The organism is Neobacillus fumarioli NBRC 102428 (assembly GCF_001591485.1).
In the GTDB taxonomy this organism is placed as follows: Bacteria; Bacillota; Bacilli; order Bacillales; family Cytobacillaceae; genus Neobacillus; species Neobacillus fumarioli.
Genome location: NZ_BCUZ01000023.1, coordinates 18,196 through 33,658, shown reverse-complemented (window position 1 = coordinate 33,658; position 15,463 = coordinate 18,196). Strand labels below are relative to the sequence as shown.

At 39.2% G+C, this 15,463-nt stretch carries 14 protein-coding genes and 1 pseudogene; 3 read left to right on the top strand and 12 right to left on the bottom strand.

The genetic code is table 11. The features are described 5' to 3' along the window. The first annotated feature begins 154 nt into the window (after positions 1–154). A pseudogene (locus BFU02S_RS06205) lies at positions 155–1,458 on the top strand (cation:proton antiporter). Positions 1,459–1,550: 92 nt separating this feature from the next. On the opposite strand, the gene lepB reads toward BFU02S_RS06205, so the two are convergent. Beyond that, positions 1,551–2,105 (bottom strand): signal peptidase I, encoded by a 555-nt coding sequence (gene lepB / locus BFU02S_RS06200; RefSeq protein ID WP_066368027.1) that lies wholly within the window; start codon positions 2,103–2,105, stop codon positions 1,551–1,553. A 160-nt stretch (positions 2,106–2,265) separates the two neighbouring features. After that, positions 2,266–3,243, bottom strand: coding sequence for an LCP family protein (locus tag BFU02S_RS06195; RefSeq protein ID WP_066368022.1), 978 nt, complete (start codon positions 3,241–3,243; stop codon positions 2,266–2,268). A gap of 194 nt (positions 3,244–3,437) precedes the next feature. Between BFU02S_RS06195 and BFU02S_RS06190 the strand changes: the two genes are divergently transcribed. After that, complete coding sequence (locus BFU02S_RS06190; protein ID WP_066368020.1) at positions 3,438–3,803, top strand: YhjD family protein; 366 nt, start codon at positions 3,438–3,440, stop codon at positions 3,801–3,803. A 10-nt stretch (positions 3,804–3,813) separates the two neighbouring features. Here BFU02S_RS06190 and BFU02S_RS06185 read toward each other — a convergent pair whose 3' ends face one another. Next, the gene (locus BFU02S_RS06185; RefSeq protein ID WP_439950991.1) at positions 3,814–4,380 is read right to left on the bottom strand and encodes a competence protein ComK; all 567 of its coding nucleotides are present in this window, start codon (positions 4,378–4,380) and stop codon (positions 3,814–3,816) included. Positions 4,381–4,577: 197 nt separating this feature from the next. On the opposite strand from BFU02S_RS06185, the gene BFU02S_RS06180 reads away from it, so the two are divergent. After that, a complete protein-coding gene (locus tag BFU02S_RS06180) occupies positions 4,578–4,814 on the top strand; it encodes an IDEAL domain-containing protein (protein WP_066368018.1) in 237 nt (78 codons plus the stop codon). 162 nt (positions 4,815–4,976) lie between these two features. On the opposite strand, the gene BFU02S_RS06175 is transcribed toward BFU02S_RS06180, so the two are convergent. The 9 genes from BFU02S_RS06175 to BFU02S_RS06135 form a co-directional block, all read right to left on the bottom strand. Beyond that, the gene (locus tag BFU02S_RS06175) at positions 4,977–6,245 is read right to left on the bottom strand and encodes a M48 family metallopeptidase (RefSeq protein WP_066368016.1); all 1,269 of its coding nucleotides are present in this window, start codon (positions 6,243–6,245) and stop codon (positions 4,977–4,979) included. A gap of 121 nt (positions 6,246–6,366) precedes the next feature. Then, positions 6,367–7,929: a fatty acid--CoA ligase family protein gene (locus BFU02S_RS06170; protein ID WP_066368013.1), complete on the bottom strand. Its 1,563-nt coding sequence runs from the start codon at positions 7,927–7,929 to the stop codon at positions 6,367–6,369. Positions 7,930–8,115: 186 nt separating this feature from the next. Then, on the bottom strand, positions 8,116–9,105 hold the full coding sequence (gene lplA / locus BFU02S_RS06165; RefSeq protein WP_066368010.1) for a lipoate--protein ligase: 990 nt from the start codon (positions 9,103–9,105) through the stop codon (positions 8,116–8,118). Positions 9,106–9,120: 15 nt separating this feature from the next. Further along, entirely contained in the window at positions 9,121–9,855 is a 735-nt protein-coding gene (locus tag BFU02S_RS06160) for an MBL fold metallo-hydrolase (protein ID WP_066368009.1), read from the bottom strand. A gap of 97 nt (positions 9,856–9,952) precedes the next feature. Next, positions 9,953–10,885, bottom strand: a complete 933-nt coding sequence (gene hemH, locus BFU02S_RS06155; protein WP_066368006.1) for a ferrochelatase — start codon at positions 10,883–10,885, stop codon at positions 9,953–9,955. 22 nt (positions 10,886–10,907) lie between these two features. Next, positions 10,908–11,933, bottom strand: a complete 1,026-nt coding sequence (gene hemE / locus BFU02S_RS06150; RefSeq protein ID WP_066368003.1) for a uroporphyrinogen decarboxylase — start codon at positions 11,931–11,933, stop codon at positions 10,908–10,910. 212 nt (positions 11,934–12,145) lie between these two features. Beyond that, positions 12,146–12,871, bottom strand: a complete 726-nt coding sequence (locus BFU02S_RS06145; protein WP_066367999.1) for an EcsC family protein — start codon at positions 12,869–12,871, stop codon at positions 12,146–12,148. Between the two features lie 81 nt (positions 12,872–12,952). Then, the gene (locus BFU02S_RS06140; protein WP_066367997.1) at positions 12,953–14,152 is read right to left on the bottom strand and encodes an ABC transporter permease; all 1,200 of its coding nucleotides are present in this window, start codon (positions 14,150–14,152) and stop codon (positions 12,953–12,955) included. Next, entirely contained in the window at positions 14,145–14,885 is a 741-nt protein-coding gene (locus tag BFU02S_RS06135; RefSeq protein WP_066367995.1) for an ABC transporter ATP-binding protein, read from the bottom strand. Before BFU02S_RS06135 ends, BFU02S_RS06140 begins: the two co-directional genes overlap by 8 nt. Positions 14,886–15,463: the final 578 nt, after the last annotated feature.

Genomic DNA, 15,463 nt, shown 5'->3' with positions numbered 1-15,463 from the left:
CAGGCTGACCGAGGCGCTTGCGCTTTTCTTATGTGGACTAGCACCCGAAGATCCTAACGCCTTATTTTACTAGCCTAATGATTTCGCCCTCGTCCAATTGGACATACCCGCATACTTTAAAGGGAAATATCCTATTTAGGAGGAGGAGGAAGGAATGTTTAGTCTATCTAGCGATCAAGTGAGCCATTTTTTACTTGCCATGGGATGTTTATTGGCTATGGCTCATTTATTAGGATTTTTGGCAGAAAAGATCTTCATACCGCGTGTTATCGGGAAAGTTGCGGCTGGATTAGTATTGGGTCCTACGATATTAGGACATTTTTTTCCGGACGCATTTCATTGGCTATTCGTAGGGTTTCCCTTGGAAGATAAACTATTTGGACTTCTTTATCAATTTGGTTTACTTCTCTTGATGTTTTGTTCGGGTCTTAAATTCCAGACAAAATTTAATAAGGGGGATGCTAGAATCACTTCCTCCTTAGTGATCGGATCAACGATTCCTGCTTTTATTATTGGCTGGATTGCAGCAGATTTTTTTAATATTATTCCTTTTATAGGATCGGCCAATAATCCATTAGCAATAAAGGTAGTCATCGCTGTCTCTATTGCCATTACTTCTATCCCTGTCATTTCGAAAATTTTCAATGACCTTGGCATCATGCATACACGGTTTGCCAAAATCGTCATTGCCTGTGCCGGAGTCCATGATGTATTGCTATGGATAGCTTTAGGATTCGCTACCGCAATTGCAAGTAAAGGCGGGGGCTATACTCTTAGTACTGCATTCGTAAGTGCCGGTACATCGTTTGGATTTATACTTTGGGCTTTAGTTGTCGGATACCTTTTATTTAAACGGATGACCATTATTAGACAGAACCTTTTATTCCGGTCATCTAATCTCGGATACTTCCTGTTTATCATGTTCATCCTTGCCTCTCTTGCCGGAACACTTCACGTGGAAACCATTTTTGGTGCACTTATTGCGGGGATTGTCGCAAAAGTAGCGTTGCCGGAAGCAGTTTCTGAACGGCTCGAGCAAGGGGTTAGTAATATTTCGTTTTCTTGGTTTATCCCTATCTACTTCGCAACAGTGGGACTGCAATTAACCTGATTAAACACTTTAATCCTTTATTCTTCCTAATTTATTTGTTATTTGCCACATTCACTCAAACATTGGCTGTTTACATCACTTCACGAATTATTAAGCAAGATCCATTTACAAGTTTTAATCTGGGAGTGGCCATAAATGACCGCGGCGGTCCTGGAATCGTGCTTTCTTCTGTAGCTTATTCCACCGGCATTACAAACCAGGAGTTTTTTGCGATCCTTGTCATGTTAGCACTTGTGACCTCGTGGATCCCTGGAACTTGGCTGCGAATTGTTGTAAACAAACAATGGAGATTAATGCCTGGAGACGAGAATATAGTTCTTCAACAAAGAAATGACCGTAAAGTATAAAACACAAATAAACTAAATCCGCTAAGAAGCCGGAACTCGTCCTTCTTTTTGGGTCATAAGTTAAATTTTTCGAATTCAAATTTATGATCGTTTTAAAAATGAGTACCTACTTCGTTTAACGGCCAGTAGCGCAAGTCTACTTTTCCGACAACCTCATGAATGGAAACAAAGCCAAAATAGCGACTATCCCAGCTTTCTGGGCGGTTATCGCCCAAGACAAATAATTTGCCGGCAGGGACCGTTTCCTCACCCGTCACTTCTTTTAGAGTAAAATCCTTTGTATATTTGATCCCCGATGTTTTCTGCTTGTAACCATTTAAATACGGCTCGGCATATTTATGTCCGTTTATATACAACTGATCGTTCCGATACACAATTTTATCACCAGGCAGGCCGATAATCCGCTTCACATAATCCTCTTTCGCATTGGCATGAAACACTATGACATCAAAGCGATGCAAGTCACCGATTTGATAGCCCAGTTTGTTCACCACAAGCTTGTTCCCGTCTTGAAGTGTCGGCATCATGGATCGTCCTTCGACGATATAATTCGAAAAGAAAAATGAGCGAATAAATGCAAAAATAATAATTCCAATAGCAAATGCTTTAAGCCATTCTATTCCTTCCTTCTTCCATTCAAGTTTCATAGGCGCTCCTTTCATTTCTCCTGTTTTTTCCCATTATGGTCATTTCCCCGACGCTTATTCAAATTAGCGTTCTTTTCGGAAAAAAGATGGAAAATAAACCAGAAGAAAAACAGCAATTTACAAACTCCATCTATTTTTATTTTAGATGGAAAGCATTCGATTATTTTGTAATAAATTGCCGGAGAGCTTCTCTATTTTTTTCGACATCAAGCTCCAGTACTTGCCCTTCCCCTTTAATGATTGGTTCAGTAAAACTGTTTTCAACAGGAATCCTTAGCGTTTCCATCTTCCCGTTTTTATTTAGAAAACTTTTCCCAATAAACAAGGCGTCGGAAGGATGAATATTTGTATTTACATAGGGACTGACCACCCCAATTAATTTGGGAAGCTTAGCTATGGTTTGAAATCCGCTGAGCTGTTCTTTAATGGCGTTTACAGCCATTTGCTGCCGCTGGACTCTGCCAAAATCCCCGATGGCATCGTGGCGGAATCTGACATAACCAAGCAGCTGCGTCCCATTCAGCCTTTGCAACCCAGGTTCTAACGTCATATAAATATTTTTAGACATTTTCTTTTCTACATTGATTTCGACGCCATTCGGGAACGCTTCATCGATTAATTGAACAAAACCTTGAAAATCAATGATTGCATAATATTGTAAGTCAATGCCAAAATTTTGTTTAATCGTTTTTCGCAATAAATCCGGCCCCCCGTAAGCAAAAGCAGCGTTTATTTTGTGTTTGCCATGCCCTGGAATGTCTACATAGCTGTCACGCATGATAGAAGTCAGCTTAAATGTTCCTTTATCCTCGTTATAATGTACAATCATAATGGTATCGGAACGGGAAGCTTCATCTTTATTGCGGGCATCACTGCCAAGCAATAGAATATTCGTATCACCGTACTGATCCTTTTGCCCAGAAAATTTATATTCAATCTTCGGAATGTTTGCTGCCAGCGGTGTCTTCTCTTTTTCAATTTTTTTTAATGATTGGTTTACTCCTTGTTTATACTGAAAATATGCAAGTCCGAAAGCTGCCGCCATTAAGATCAAGAATACCGGCAATATAAACCGCCATTTGCTCCTCTGCTTTTTTCGATGTTTGTCCGCCCTTGTGGTTTTTCCTGATTGCTCCATAAATTCCACTCACTTTATAGGAAAGATTTTCAGCTGTTCTTTTATTCATTTTCTCCTACCGGATATTCTTCTATAATGAAAACTTTCTCATAAATCTTAAAACTGTTTTCAAGGGGAAGATATATTGCTTTTATCATTTTCTTTTTGTAAAATAAAACGGAACATTCGTTCGATATCAAAGGAGCTGATGACGAATGACAAGAATTCCTGATGATGACAGGGATATAATGGAAAAGGCAATTTATCTGCCAATGGTATTGATCATTTTAAATCGCGATTTAACGATCGTGGAAAACAGTCCTTTTAAATTGAAAAAGCCTTATTTGGAATTAATTGAAGAAACCATCAAGGAAATACAGAAGGAATTAACCGAGGTAAAAAAATATATGAAACAAAATAATCTCAAAGTCATAAAAACCAAACGGGACGATGCTTTTACCATGTACTTGTTTATCTACAAAGGTTACGAAGAAAACCATAATTACTTTAATCCAAGAATCCGTAATAAAGTTCAAGAATTAATGGAGTCCTATTTATTAAAAAGACACCTGTCCCGTTAATCGCTTTCGTTCACTCATCCAAAAATACATGATCATGATAGCTGCTGGAACTTTCCGATGCTTTTGATGATTTTGGCCTATAAGACAAATAAACGAGCTTTCTCTCGGTATTTTCGATTCTTTGTAAAAGTTTTGTTTTCAATAAAGAGGTTCTTAACATTTGCCCCTCTATCGTTCCATATGGGACGGGAAAGAGATGTGATTGTTTATTGCGGAAAATGATCTGTGTTTGCTGTGGTCCCATCCTCACATAGTTTTCAACATGCTCATGGGAAATCCAAATACACCCGGGACTTGCTGGTGATAGAGTCGGGAAGAAGAATAGTCGGTTAGCAGGCTCGATGGCGATCGGGATTTTCCGATTATAACCGATTAACTGCCGCGTCCCCTTTTTTCTGCTTTCATAATCAACACCGAAATAACCGCAGCTTGTTTTGATAATATCGATCGGCTTTACAGGCGACAAATATTCACAATCGACTTCCGCTACTCGGGAAAATAATTTGCTTCCATATTCGACCGGTTCAATAAACATTGTCCATGAATTGATCTGGTATTCTTCAATTTGCTGCTTCAAGACCATCATCTCCTAATTAATTTTCTTACCACCACATCTTACCACTTATACCTTTCAAATCCATCACTTTTTTTAAAAATTTTAACAATTTGTTCACAATTTAGTGTCAAGAAAAATATTTTGCAGAACATTTTAAATATTAATGATAATATTGCGAAAATCCCATATAATGAGAAAAAGCATTAGAGGTGATTTTCGTGAAAGATAAATCTTACGCGGAATTAATGAAGATGAGTGCCATGAAACGGAACAAAATGAAAGAAAATTATGTCCAGGACCTCTACATTGAAATGCTTTTAACGGAAATCCAGCTGACAGCTGAAAAGGAAAAACTATTACAGAAAATCGATTTAGCCATTGACCGCCGTGACAAAAGTTTATTTCTAATGCTATCGGAACAGCTTAAAGAAATTAATAAGCGTTTTGGAACATAGAAAACCTCGAGCCGCTGGCGCATTGAGCTGACAATTCAATTTTCGAAATCGATTTTTATAAATTCTTATATTATTAGAAAAGCCGTCAATGACGGCTTTTTTGTTGGCGTCAGCGCGTCGTCGGCTTGCGGTTAAGAGCCGCTGGCAGGCGCCTTGCTTTTCTTATTTCCTATGTTTTATTTCATACTCTTCTAGTCTTGAAATCCTCTCCAGCATTGTCGGATGGGTATAACGGAATAGTTTCACCAAGAGCGGCGGGTTTACCTCACTTAATCCCGATTTGGTTAGTTCCTGGAACGAAGAAATGGCAGCTTTAGGATCCTTGGTCATTTCGATCGCATAACGATCCGCCCTTGTTTCTTCATACCGAGAGACAAGATTGGTCAATGGACTTGATGCAAACAGTAACATCGAAAGAAACATAAGAAATAATGGCAATGAACTAATATCCCGTACACCCAAAATTTTCAATTCTTTTCCAAATCTCCCAGAAGCCCAGTTCATCAGCCGATATGTCAAATAAAGCCCAATGAGTGAGAGAAGCAAATAGCCCGCTACGCCATAATAAATATGTTTCTCCACATAATGGCACATTTCATGAGCCATGATAAAAAGAATTTGTTTATCATTCAGCCGATTTAACGTTGTATCCCAAAGAACAATTCTTGCGTTGGAGCCAATTCCCGTTACATAAGCATTCATTGCATTGGTTTTATCCGCCATATTGACTTCAAATACATGCTTAGCTGGAATATGGGCTTTATTGGCCAGGGACAAAATTTCAGATTCCAAATGTTTATTTTTTAACGGATAAAAATCATTGTATAACGGGTCAATAACAACTGGTTGGATAAACATCATAAATAGCGTAAACGGAACTGATAAAAGCCAACCGTATAGCCACCAGCGCTTTCGACTTTTCTTCATCAGCCAGTATAGCACTGGGACAATTATAAGCCATGTCCCAAAATTCAGCCAAAAGTCAATCAGTTCATCCTTCATCCACGATGGAAAGGATTGCGTGGAAATATGATACGTTTTTGATAAAGTATAACTGATATAATTTAAAGGTAATGTCGCAATAAACGCAAAAACTTGAAGCCAAAACAAATAAATGGCCATTTGCAGCAGTTTGTACTTTGCTGATTTTTTTGCCCATCGTTTGAATGCTTTCGACAATCCGAACAATAAAATAAGAAAATAAATCAGCCACTCGAACGGTGTGGACAGGAAAAACAATAGATTTCTGATTTTGGAATACTCTTCAGTCAGCATGAGTTCGCGGCCATTTAGAAAAGTGGATGGGTCTGCCCTTGTCCCCTGATATTCAAACGGAAGCTTAGGATTGGCAAAATAGAACAAATACCAATAAAAAAATAATCCATATATACAATAGGCCAATACCGCATAGACCCCCATTTTTCTTACCATCATTTGTCCCCCTTTTTGTACAGCCCCTTTATACATAGTTTAGTTGAAAAGGAGAAAATTAGAACTGGCAAAAAAAAAAAGCCAGTATGAAAACCGGCTATCATTTTCAAAACAATGTCTTTTATTTTTCAGCAATTTGGGTGATTTGTGATTTGAGTGCCCTTCGCAAGATTTTTCCTGTCGTATTTTTCGGCAATTCCTCTAAAAATTCAATCGATGATGGTACTTTATATTTCGCTAAATGCTGTTTGCAATAGAGGATCAGCTCATCTTCCGTCAGTTCGGGTTTTTTCCTGACAACATATGCTTTCACCGCTTCTCCCTGATTGGGATCGGGGATACCGATCACTGCTGCTTCAACCACATCTTGATGTTTATAGATGACTTCTTCTACTTCACGCGGATAAACATTATAGCCGCCCACGATAATTAAATCTTTTTTCCGATCAACAATATAAAAGTACCCGTCTTCATCCATTCTCGCCATGTCCCCGGTATAAAGCCAGCCGTCTTTTAAAGCTGCAGTTGTTTCCTCCGGCATTTTATAATAGCCTTTCATAATATTTGGACCGCGAACAATTAATTCACCAGTCTGGCCGACTGGGACCTCTTCACCAAGTTCATTTACTACTTTATTCTCAACATTCATAATCGATGTTCCAATTGAACCTGGCTTGCGGGGACGATCAAGCGGATTAAAGCATGTAACCGGGGATGCTTCTGATAAACCGTATCCCTCAGAAACAATGACATTAAATTTCTTCTCGAAATTGTGAAGCAGTGCGACAGGCATGGCAGCCCCTCCGGAAATACATAAACGCAAAGTTTTTAAATCTTCAGGATTGCCCTCTTGGTATTGATAAAGGAAATTATACATGGTTGGGACACCGGCAAATACGGTTGCTTTATATTTCTTTGACAGTCGGAAAATTTCCTTTGGACTGAATTTCGGTACGATTAAAATGGTTGCCCCGCTTAATAGTGGTGCATTAAGTGCTACAGTCAGGCAGAAAACATGAAACATCGGAAGTGTTGTAATAATACGGTCATCGTGGTTCATTTTCAAATAATCGCCTGTATCCTTGGCATTACAGTATAGGTTTTTATGTGTCAGCATAGCTCCCTTTGGCTTCCCCGTAGTCCCGGACGTATACAAAATAATAGCTGTATCGTCATCGTTCAACTCTGGTCCTTCGAAGCTCAAATCACCAGAAGCAATTACATCTGTAAACGATTTCATTTTAGGGGCTACAGAAAGCTTTTCCAACCCCTTCTGGGCTACCTCGCGTTGTCCGGATTCACAAATAATATAATGCTCGATCTTTGGCAGAAGGGTATGCATTTTTTCCGCTAGCGGAATCATTACATCAAGCCCGACAACCACCTTAACATCGCCATTATTTAGAATATAACCAATTTCATCTGGCGAATAAATGGGATTAACCGGTATGACAGTGGCTCCTAAGCGTAAGGCGCCATACAGCCCGATCACAAAGTGTGGTGAGTTCCCTAATAACAGTGCTATATGATCGCCTTGTTTGATCCCTAGTTTTTCTAGGCCTGAAGCAAATTTGGTAATGGCCCCATCTAATTCATTATAAGTACAAGACTTATCCATGAAATAATAAGCCACTTGATCTGCTGATGCCTTGGCTGTTTCATGAAGTTGTGACGATAAATTCATATCTTCTCCTCCTTTGTTTCTATTGAATGAATACTCATTCATTTTTACTTGCAATAATTTTCTAAATTTATTATATTGAATGAATTTTATCTATTCAAGCATAATACATACTATTTCCGAAAAAATGTTAAGAAAACTTTATGTAAAAAAACAAAAGCACCTATTAACAAGGTGCTTGACTCTAGGTTAGTACAACAGGTTAATAAACTCTTCTTTCGATACATTTCCAAAATAATAGGTAGGGTCAATACCTTCTAGGGCTTTTTCGATTTCTCTCTTTTCGTAGCGAATGCCTTGCAGCTTATCTTCTATTTCACAGACATCGCCAACCCCAAAAAAGTCACCATATATTTTACAATTTTCAATGATGCCTTTATTCACTTCAAGTCGGACATCAATGGAACCTGCCGGAAAACGGTGCGAATGTTGGAAGTTGAACTTAGGAGATTTCCCATAGTTCCATTCCCAATTTTGATAACGTTCTTTCGAAATCTCGTAAATTTTCTCCCAATCGGCATTTGACAGCACATATTCCGGAATGTCTTTCTGTCCTTCAAAAATGGATGTCAACAGTAAAGAACGGAACTCCTCCATTGTCAGCGGTTCAGACAAAAATTCTGATATATTTGCTACCCTGCTGCGGACGGATTTAATACCTTTTGATTCAATCTTTTCCTTTTTCACTTTCAAAGCTGAAGCGACATGGTCCACTTCTGAATTGAACATCAGCGTTCCATGGCTGAACATTCTACCCCGTGTGGCAAATTGCGCATTTCCGGAAATTTTCCTGCCTCCCACTTCAATATCATTGCGTCCGCTAAGTTCTGCGTTGACACCCAATTTTTTCAAAGCAGCAATTACTGGCTCAGTGAATTTCCGGAAATTATGAAAGCTTTCCCCATCATCCTTTGCAATAAAACTAAAATTCAGATTGCCAAGGTCATGGTAAACAGCACCTCCGCCGGATAAGCGGCGAACAACGTGAATACCATTTTGTTCAACATATTCCGTATTAATTTCTTCAATAGTATTCTGATTCCTGCCAATGATAATCGATGGTTCATTTATATAAAACAGTAAATACGTTTCGTTAATATCAAGATATTTTAGCGCAAATTCCTCGATCGCCAAATTGATTCTTGGATCGGTGATGCCTTTATGATCAATAAACAACATGCGAAAGTCCCCTTCTTATAGTGAAATAGATAGAAATTCATCTGCCAGCTTGATGATACCAGTAAATTTACGGGATGCTTCTGTCTTTAAATCCGCAATATTGCCGTAATGGGGCAGATGGGTCAAAATCAGCTGCCCGCAAGCAGCACTCCTTGCCAGCCTTCCAGCGTCAAAGCTGTTCATATGCCCGACAGACTTTCCGTTTTGATGCCCGTAAAGACTGCATTCACAAAGCAAAACATCCGCACCGTGACTGAATGAAATAAATTCCTCTTTAAAGGAAGTGTCTGCAGTATAGACGAGTACTTTACCTCCTCCCTCGATTCGCATTGCGTAGCATGGCACAGGGTGATCGGTTTTTAAGAAAGATATTTGAAACGGTCCGACAGAGAGAACTTGATTAGGATCATATTTCAGCCCTTTGGTAATTTTCTTATACGTTAGTTTTGCAAATTCCTTACGGTTGAACTGGTGGCCGTATATCGGCAAAGTTGGCACATTTTTGCCTAAAAAACCTTGGATTAACCGGGCATGCTGCAGAACACCGATATCCGCAATATGATCCGGGTGGTAATGCGAAAGAATCACCGCATCTAAATCTTCCGGCTTTAGAATATTTTGCAATTTCGAAAGCACCCCGCTGCCGCAATCCACTAATAATTGAAAGTCTTCGTGTGCAAGCAAATATCCGGAACTTGCGCTGTTTTGTTTCGGGTAGCCGCCCCAAAAACCGATGATGGTTAATTTCACCTTCCCATCCCTCCAAACTGGTGATCATTCTATGTTTAATATACACTTTTTCATTTAAAAACCAGCCTAAATCATCTTCGGCTGGTTTGTCAAAATTTTATTCATCTGCTTTATTCATTACAACTGAAGCGAGTGCATCGATAAATTCCCGTTTAGCGTTTGGCATTTCGGGGCGATAGTAGCTTACGCCTAGTTCGTCCGTTACCGCTTTACATTCAATATCATTATCATACAGCACTTCCAAGTGGTCACATACAAAACCGACCGGTGCATAAATAAAGGCCTTATAATGGTGATCATGAAATAGTTCCCTTGTCAAATCTTGAACATCGGGGCCGATCCAAGGTTCAGGCGTATTGCCGGCGCTCTGCCAGCCAATCACATAATTTTTCACATTTGCCTTACTAACAATTAAATCAGCCGTCTCCTGAAGCTGGTTAGGATACGGATCGCCAAATTGCAAAATCTTTTCCGGCAAGCTGTGAGCAGAGACGATCACAACAAATTTTTCCTTTTCATCTGCTGGAAGCCCGGAAACGATTTGTTTTACCTGTTCAGCCCAATAGTTGATAAATTTCGGTTCCCTGTACCAGCTGTCAATCGTCTTGATTCTTAAGCCTCCTGCCTTTTCTGCCTCCTCTATTGCCCGGCCGTTGTACGCTTTAACGCTAAAGGTAGAGAAATGCGGCGCAAGTACAAGACTAATAGCTTCTTCGATTCCGTCCTCATGCATTTGTTTAACAGCATCCTCAATGAACGGACTTATATGTTTTAACCCAAGATATGCTTTAAATTCAAACCGGTTCTGAATCTTGTTTAAATGTGCTTCCAGTTTTTCCGCCTGTTCTTGTGTAATTTTGGCCAAGGGTGAAATTCCGCCGATCGCCTCATAGCGGCGTTTGAGATCCTCTATCATTTCCGGTGTCGGCTTTCTGCCATGCCGAATATGGGTATAATAACTTTCCAGGTCCTCTAATGAATAGGGCGTACCATATGCCATTACAAGCAGCCCGAGTTTCTTTCTTGTCATGTATCGCACCTCAATATGTCATTTATCTTGATGAATACTCATGAATAAACGCAGTTAATTTTTTTAGTATTTCCGGATTAACGGATGGAAACACACCGTGTCCTAAATTAAAAATGTAACCATCCCTTGCCATTCCTTGATCTAAAATGGCCTTTGCCTTTTCCTCAATCACATCCCACGAAGCAAGCAGGATCGCCGGATCGAGGTTTCCTTGAAGGGTCTTCGTTACCCCCATTTCCCTCGCTTTATGAATCGGCAGGCGCCAATCCAATCCGATCACATCAAGCGGCAAATCATTCCATTCTAATACAAGATGGCTTGCACCGACACCAAACATGATGAGTGGCACATTTTCTTCTTTCAATGAAGAAAAAATTCTGTTCATAATCGGTTTGATGTAATAACGATAGTCTTCTGCATTCACCGCACCGACCCATGAATCAAAAATTTGGATGGCCTTTGCCCCGGCATGAATTTGTGCTTTCACATATGTAATCACCATATCCCCGAGCTTTTCCATTAAAGCAAACCAGGCCTTTGGCTCCTTATACATAAAGGCTTTTGTCTTGTTATAATTTCTAGATGGCCCGCCTTCAATCATATAACTAGCAAGGGTAAACGGTGCACCTGAAAAACCAATCAATGGAACCGACAATTGTTCTTTTGTTAAAAGCTTGATCGTTTCTAATACATAAGGAATATCTTGTTCCGGGTGAAGTTCCCCAAGCTTCTCCACGTCGGCAAGCGACTCGATTGGATTATCAATGACAGGACCAACTCCTCCTTTTATCTCTACATTCATGCCAATTGCAGGAAGTGGTGTCATGATATCCTTATAAAGAATTGCTGCATCGACATTATATTGTTCAACAGGCAGGCGGGTTACGTAAGCACATAACTCAGGCTGATGGGTGATTTCAAATAAAGAATATTTTTCTTTAATCTCCCTGTATTCAGGTTGCGATCGCCCAGCCTGACGCATATACCAAACAGGAACATAATCCGTTTTTTCTCCTCTTGCCGCTCTTAGAAATGTTTCATTCAACATTAAGTCCACCTTTCCTCGACCTATCTGAGTATTATTTTAATACATTTGTCATACATTTATAAACCAATGAATCGTTAACATCTCTTTCACTATACCCATTAATCTTATTTATGTATAGCAGAAGAAAATAAATGTCAAAAAAAAGTCGTTTTTATAAGGAAAGTGGACAATTTTCGAAGTCAAATTGTTTTTAAAAAACACCCTTGAACACATTAATGCTCAAGGGTATTAGGTACTATTCTTAAGCGATAAGCATTCATCGCCGTTTCTCCTAATGTTCTCAGCAAGTTATAATTCGCATAGGCACCGACAAAGGCGCCGATTCCTGGAACAAGTTGAAATAATTTCGCCAAATCAAGGTAGTCGCGGTATTCCTGTTGGAACTTGCGCCAATCCATTTCGGCCAGTTCCTGTTTTCTTCCTTCCCAATTTTCAATTTCAGCTAATGTAGTCTTACGAATTTCATCGCTCGAAAAGGCTAACTGAAACACATGAAGAATAAATAAACGTTCTTCATATTCCTTCGTGTTATAGCCATAGATTTCAGCAGTTTCAAAGAGAAATTTCATTTTAATGGAAAGCAATAAAGGAAAGTCGACAAGGCCAAGCAGAATTCCGCCTACGCCTGTTCCTGCACCTTCTGCCATGGCAGCCTTCTGGTACGCGGAGATTTTTTTCCGAACGATTTCATCTTTCTCTTTAAGGGGTAACCCGTCTGATTGATGATGATAATAAGTAGTCATCTGTGATCCAAATAAAGCTGCCTTCACCATTGCTTTAATACTCTCTGTAAGCATCTCGTGAACTTTTTCGGGTATCCAGTCATTCACTTTTCCCTGCGCTTTTTTCGAGAGGCGCTTCATCATCCCGGAACGCCTCAACAGCTTTCTTTTCCACATCTCGATTTCATCATAGACTTTCAATTCGTAATCGTTCATCGATCTCCCCCCTTACCATATGTATGCTTCATTTAGTGATGGTAGCTATAAAAATTTCCCTTCCAATCTGAAGGGGATCCATTATAAGCGTTTTTTGGCATAAACGTGAACAAATAACCAATTAAACAGAAGACCAGCCGCTAATCCGATGGAGGCATAAGTTATATCGCCTTTAATCAGGATCAACAAGGCAAAAATAACGGCTTCCAATCCTAGAACAGTCTGTAATAAAAATTGGAAAGCTATTTGTTTAATATTTTCAGTAATTGGATATAAATCAACCCAAAGCTTGTATTGATGGTGTTTCCATAACGGTAGAAGCTGGAAACCCGTTAAATATAAAAATAAAATACAAAGCAGAATTTGTCCAAAACCAAATGTTAAAAAATAGACCGCCAAAGCACCAATAATCGTTAAACGGAGAAACAGGCCAAGATAATCGCCGGATCGTAAAAATGTTCGGACATAGAGATAATGATAGGTATTCTTCTGTTGAAACGCTAGTTTCATGACCACCCAGTCAAGCCACCTTCTGCGCTTGATAGTATCCTTTAATTTCGGAACATCTGTAAACATATTGGCCAGCCGATAAAAGGAAGCCACCCGCTTTTCTTCTTTCTCGATCAACAAATCCCATTTTAACCCTATATTTCTAGTACGGCTAAAGAAAAACCAGTAATAAAACGCCATGACAATCCCTAATATTATAAGCAGCCAACTATTTGCCTGCTTAAATAAAAGATAAGCAAAGCCAGTATTAACAAAATAACGAACAATCCAATCCCAATTGTGAACGGAGGTTTTCACAAAATATTGGATCCGCCAAACAACAGATACATTCCAGCCCTTTACCACAAGAAGCACAAGAAAAAACGGTATAAATAAATGGGAACCACTTACCTTGGCATATACAGGCATCAGAACTGCAAGAACCATTAAAAGAATGTACCCCTGGAAGATAAGACTTACTATGCCAGAACGAAGAAAATATCCTTTTAGCTTGTCTTCGAGCGGCAGTAAAAAGATGCGGTCTGCTTCCAGCAAAAAATTATAAACAGGGCTATAGGTTAAAAAAATTCCGATGATCACAGCCATTATCAGTGATGCGGGAAATCCCGAAGAGAGTCCGTCGATCCATCTATGATAATAATAGGCAGCACTTCCGATTAAAAACAACAGAACAATGACAATATGCCCATTGAAAATATAGCGTAAATATTGGCTAAATTCTTTCATCCGGCTGCCGGCCCTATCCCGCCACAGTTTTTTACCATCAAACATAATTTTCTTCCTTCGTTAATTCGATATATAAATCATCTAATGATGCTTTAGGCTTCTCAAATTGGTCCCTTAACTCGGCGAGTGTCCCTTTGGCGCGGATTTTTCCTTCATGAATAATCACAAAACGATCACAATATTTTTCCGCGGTTGTCAAAATATGAGTTGACATCAAAATCCCGGAACCATTTTCCTTCATTTTCTCCATTAAATCAAGGAGAGATTGAATCCCGAGAGGATCTAGACCTACAAACGGTTCATCGACGATATAGAGGGCCGGTTGAACAAGAAAAGCGCACATAATCATTACCTTCTGCTTCATCCCTTTGGAAAAATGGGCAGGAAACCACTTTAATCGTTTCTCCATACGGAATTCTTTCAGTAGAAAGGCAATTCGATCTTGATATGTGTTCTCGTCTAATCCGTAAGCCATTGCCGTTAATTTCAGGTGCTCCTCTAATGTCAATTCTTCATATAAAATAGGCGTTTCCGGAACAAAAGTAAACTGCCGGCGATAAGCTTCTTTATTCTCGGTAAAACTTTGGCCGTTTATTTTAATGGAACCACTCATCGGCTCCATAAGGCCGATAATATGCTTAATGGTCGTACTTTTTCCGGCACCATTTAACCCGATTAACGCAACCATTTCATGTTGATTTACTTCAAAGGAAACCTCTTTTAAAACCGGGTTCTTCGTATAGCCGCCAACGAGGTTTTCAATCGTTAATAAAGCCATTGACAACGTCCTTCCGTTTACATGTTTATTACCTATTTTAACAAATTGCAGCTGAGAAAAATAGGAATTCAATTTTTGGTGATTCGTTTTGTATATTTTCTGTATGTCGGGACATTATAATATTCGAAGGGGAAACCACTTCGGTGAAGAAATTCATCAAACATTTGAAATGAGGTGTCTGTCAAAGACAGCAACTTTCATACAAAAGCTTCTAAATACGTTTCAAAATAAGGGGATGGTTGTATTGTACACTGTGCATCATAACCATTTAGAGTTCAAATAACACCAGCCGTTTATGTATAAAACAGTAAATGAGGTGTTTACCGCAGACTATCATCCGTTTTTATAAGTTGTGAAACTTAAAAAACATTAGGGGATGGTCAGCTTGAACAAAGATGTTTCTTTATCAAACACTTTAATAAAATGAGGTGTTTATCAAACAAAGAACATTCCTGATTGAACGTTAGTTTGAAGCAATTCCCCTTCAGAGGGCAGGATTCCATGCGAATCCTGCCTTTCTCTTTTGATTCTGAAAATAGTATGGTAAAATAATACAAAATATATAAGAAAGGCAGTGT

What these genes read in the sequence shown, in the direction of transcription:
- lepB (WP_066368027.1), bottom strand. Translation starts at nt 2,105, where the DNA reads ATGAAACTTGAATGGAAGAAGGAAGGAATAGAATGGCTTAAAGCATTT.
- BFU02S_RS06195 (WP_066368022.1), bottom strand. Translation starts at nt 3,243, where the DNA reads ATGGAGCAATCAGGAAAAACCACAAGGGCGGACAAACATCGAAAAAAG.
- BFU02S_RS06190 (WP_066368020.1), top strand. Translation starts at nt 3,438, where the DNA reads ATGACAAGAATTCCTGATGATGACAGGGATATAATGGAAAAGGCAATT.
- BFU02S_RS06175 (WP_066368016.1), bottom strand. Translation starts at nt 6,245, where the DNA reads ATGGTAAGAAAAATGGGGGTCTATGCGGTATTGGCCTATTGTATATAT.
- BFU02S_RS06170 (WP_066368013.1), bottom strand. Translation starts at nt 7,929, where the DNA reads ATGAATTTATCGTCACAACTTCATGAAACAGCCAAGGCATCAGCAGAT.
- lplA (WP_066368010.1), bottom strand. Translation starts at nt 9,105, where the DNA reads ATGTTGTTTATTGATCATAAAGGCATCACCGATCCAAGAATCAATTTG.
- hemH (WP_066368006.1), bottom strand. Translation starts at nt 10,885, where the DNA reads ATGACAAGAAAGAAACTCGGGCTGCTTGTAATGGCATATGGTACGCCC.
- hemE (WP_066368003.1), bottom strand. Translation starts at nt 11,933, where the DNA reads ATGTTGAATGAAACATTTCTAAGAGCGGCAAGAGGAGAAAAAACGGAT.
- BFU02S_RS06145 (WP_066367999.1), bottom strand. Translation starts at nt 12,871, where the DNA reads ATGAACGATTACGAATTGAAAGTCTATGATGAAATCGAGATGTGGAAA.
- BFU02S_RS06140 (WP_066367997.1), bottom strand. Translation starts at nt 14,152, where the DNA reads ATGTTTGATGGTAAAAAACTGTGGCGGGATAGGGCCGGCAGCCGGATG.
- BFU02S_RS06135 (WP_066367995.1), bottom strand. Translation starts at nt 14,885, where the DNA reads ATGGCTTTATTAACGATTGAAAACCTCGTTGGCGGCTATACGAAGAAC.